The following is a 3,565-nucleotide window of genomic DNA, read 5'->3' on the forward strand; positions in this document are numbered from 1 at the left end:
GGTGTGGCCCTGCTCGCCGGGGCCGGCACGGTCGTCCTGCTGGACCGGCTGTTCCCGCTGCCGCTGGCGCGTTTCACCGACCGCTCGACGGTGGTGGTGGCGGAGGATGGCGGCTGGCTACGGGCGTTTCCCGCGCAGGACGGGCGCTGGCGCCTCCTGACCAAGCCCGCCGACCTGCCGCCCTTGTTTGTCGAGCTGCTGGTGGCCGCGGAGGACCGCCGGTTCTTCCATCATCCAGGCGTGGATCCGCTGGCGCTCGGCCGGGCCGCCTTCCAGTGGCTGCGGCATGGCGAGATCCGCTCCGGCGGCTCGACCCTCACCATGCAGGTGGCCAAGCTCCTGGAGCAGCGGCCACGCACGCTGGGTGCCAAGCTCATCGAGCTGCTGCGCGCCCTGCAGCTCACCGTCCATCACGGCCGGGACGAGGTCCTGGCGATGTGGCTGACCCTGGCACCGTTCGGCGGCGACCTGGAAGGGGTGCGGGCGGCAGCGATCGCCTGGTTCGGCAAGGAGCCACGGACGCTCACACCTGCCGAGATGGCGCTGCTGGTCACCCTGCCGCGCTCGCCGGAGCAGCTCCGCCCGGACCGCCATCCGGCTGCGGCTAGGCGGACGCGTGATGCCCTGGTGGCAAGGCTGGCACGCCAGGGCGATCTCGACCCGGCCAGTGCCGCGGCCGCCGTGGCTGCCCCGGTCCCGCGCCGCCGCCAGGCTTTCCCGATGCTGGCACCACATCTGGCCGAGCGCGTCTTTGCCCAGCACATCCGGGCAGGCAGCGGCACACTACCCGGCGACCGGCTCCGCACCACGCTGGACGCGGGCCTGCAAGCCGGACTGGAGCGGCTGCTGCGCGCCGGGGTGGCGACGCTGCCGGCACCGGTCGAGTTGGCCGCACTGGTGGTGGAGCACGAAAGCGGCACGGTGCGGGGCTGGGCCGGCTCGTCCAGTTATCTCGACCGGCGCCGCCAGGGCATGGTCGATCATGTCCGCGCCATCCGCTCGCCGGGCTCCACCCTGAAGCCGTTCGTCTACGGCTTGGCCTTCGACCGCTTCCTGGCGCATCCGCAGAGCATCGCGGTTGACGAGCCGCGGCGGTTCTCGGACTACGCGCCCGAGAATTTCGACCGCGGCTTTTCCGGCGAGGTCACGCTGCGTGAGGCCCTGCAGCTTTCCTTGAACCTGCCGGCGGTGACCGTGCTCGAGCGCCTTGGGCCGGTGGGCTTCGTCCAGGCGCTGCGCGATGCCGGAATCGGACTGGAGCTGGACGGTGAACGGCCGGTGGGGCTGCCGGTGGTGCTGGGCGGCGTCGGGATGAACCTCCTGGACCTGGTCGCCGGCTACGGTGCGATTGCCGGCGACGGCAAGGTCCGGCCTCCACGCGTCCTGCCAGACGGGATGAAGGCGGCGGGCGCGGCCCTGCTCACCCCGGAGGTCGCCGGGACGCTGCGCGAAATCTTGATAGGCGCCCCGCGGCCGGCAGGTGCTCGCCCCCGCCGCTCGTTCGGCTTCAAGACCGGCACGTCTTACCGATTCAAGGACGGCTGGGCGGTGGGCTTCGATGGCCGCTACACGGTGGGCGTCTGGATCGGGCGCTCGGATGCCGCAAGCTGCGGCCGGAGCTGCTCGGGCTTCACAGGGGCTGCGCCATTGCTGGCGAAGGTGTTCGATCTCCTGCCGGAAACCCCGCTCCTGCCGGAACCTGCCGCCAGCCCGTTCAGGGGCGCTGCATCGGCGTTGCTGGCGCGGCTGGACCGGCCGATGGCGGCCGAAGCCGGCGGCGTGCTACTCGAGGTCGAGTTCCCCGCCGACCGCAGTCTGCTCGATGTCGCCAGCGACGTCGCCCTCCCGCTCAAGGCGCGGGGCGGCCGCCTGCCGCTGCGCTGGTTCGTCGACGGCGTGCCGCTGGACGACACCCAGTCGCGGCGACGGGGCAGCTGGTGGCACGACCATGGGAGCGGCTGGAGCGAGATTACGGTGGTGGATGCGGACGGGCGGAGCGCCCGGGCACTGGTGCGGATCCAGGCGCCGTCAGTCGGCGGTGTGGTCGCTCTCGGAGGAAATCTCGCGGGTGGCGCCCAGCATGGCGTCCCAGAACGCGTCCCGGGCCAGGAAGGTCTCGACGGAATCGTTGGGCATCGCGGCCAGGATCAGGAACGCGTAGCCCGGTAGCATGGCCAGATGGTCGCGCAGGAGCAAGGGATCGGCGGCACGCAGCCAGGCCAATGCTGGCAGGCGTTCGCGCTCGCGATCCAGCAGCAGCCAGGTGAAGGCCTGCCACACCGTGCCCACCGCCTGGGGCTCGTCCAGCTGGACGAACGCGCCGGTCAGCACCTGCTTCACCTGCCGTGCATAGGCGTCCACGGCCAGGGCACCCTCCGCCGGCAGCGCTTGGCGGTTGATGACTGCCGTGATCTCCTCATGGCTCAGTCGCTGATTCGCGTCCCTCCAGAACATCCGATCAAGTTCCCTGACACGGTCGGGCCATGTCAGGTATTCGATCTTCAGTGATAGCAGATGTGCTGGATCTGCTGAGGATTCCTGCACAGAGACCGGTGTGGTTGCCGGCCAAAAGGCGGTCAAGTCTTCCGGCTGATCCATCGGTTTCTGCCCGAACCGGAGTTCTGCTCAAGGCACCTTCCGGAAATTAGCGTCCCGCGATTGATTTGCAAGATGTTTTCAACCACCGGGCAATTGCGCCGCACCAGTGTGGCTGGGCTGGACCTCGCGTCCGGTTCCTGCCAGCTTCCGCCCGGACGCGAGCTGGGCCGCCCTTGCCCTGCCGCGTGCCTGACGGGCGATCAGCACGGACGAACGGGAGCAGGTGGTGCGGGACGGCGAGGCGTCGACCCCGATGGTCGCGCAGTGGCGGCGTCTGAAGGAGACCCATCCGGACGCCCTCCTGTTCTTCCGCATGGGCGACTTCTACGAGCTGTTCTTTGATGATGCAGTGAATGCCGCGCCCGCCCTCGAGGTGGCGCTGACCCGGCGCGGCAAGGACCGCGGCGAGGAGGTGCCGATGTGCGGCGTCCCGGTCCATGCGGTCGAGACCTACCTGCACCGGGCCATCCGCAAGGGCTTTAAGGTCGCGGTGTGTGAACAGATGGAGGACCCGGCCGCGGTGCGCCGACGCGGCGGCAAGGCGCTGGTCGAGCGCGACGTCGTCCGCCTGGTCACGCCTGGCACGCTCACCGAGGACGCGCTGCTCGACCCCTTGCAGCACAACTGGCTGGCCGCGGTCGCGATCGAGCGCGAGCGCGTGGGGCTGGCGCGGGTCGATCTCTCGACCGGCCGGTTCGAGACCGAGGCGCTGGACCGTGACGGGCTCGCCGCAGCATTGGCGCGTCTGGCGCCCGCTGAGCTCCTGGCACCGGCCGAGCGGCTGCAGGAGCCGCTGCTCGCCCGGCAGCTTCGCGAGCTGACCGACCGGATCACGCCGATCGCCCAGGTCCGCTTCGACCCGGGCGTCGGCGCCCGGATCCTGAAGGCTCGCTTCGGCCTGGCCGACCTGGCCCCGCTGGGTGAGCTGGAGCGCGCCGAGCTCGGTGCTGCCGGCGCCCTAGTCGAC

Annotated in this window: 2 protein-coding genes; both read left to right on the forward strand. The window is 70.7% G+C overall.

The features are described from left to right. On the forward strand, positions 1–2,169 hold a 2,169-nt coding region (gene pbpC / locus EQG76_RS27440), incomplete at its 5' end, for a penicillin-binding protein 1C (RefSeq protein ID WP_159718200.1). Positions 2,170–2,824: 655 nt separating this feature from the next. Further along, on the forward strand, positions 2,825–3,565 hold a 741-nt coding region (locus EQG76_RS27445; protein ID WP_456237666.1), incomplete at its 3' end, for a MutS N-terminal domain-containing protein.

The organism is Geminicoccus flavidas, from assembly GCF_009806515.1.
Taxonomy (GTDB): domain Bacteria; phylum Pseudomonadota; class Alphaproteobacteria; order Geminicoccales; family Geminicoccaceae; genus Geminicoccus; species Geminicoccus flavidus.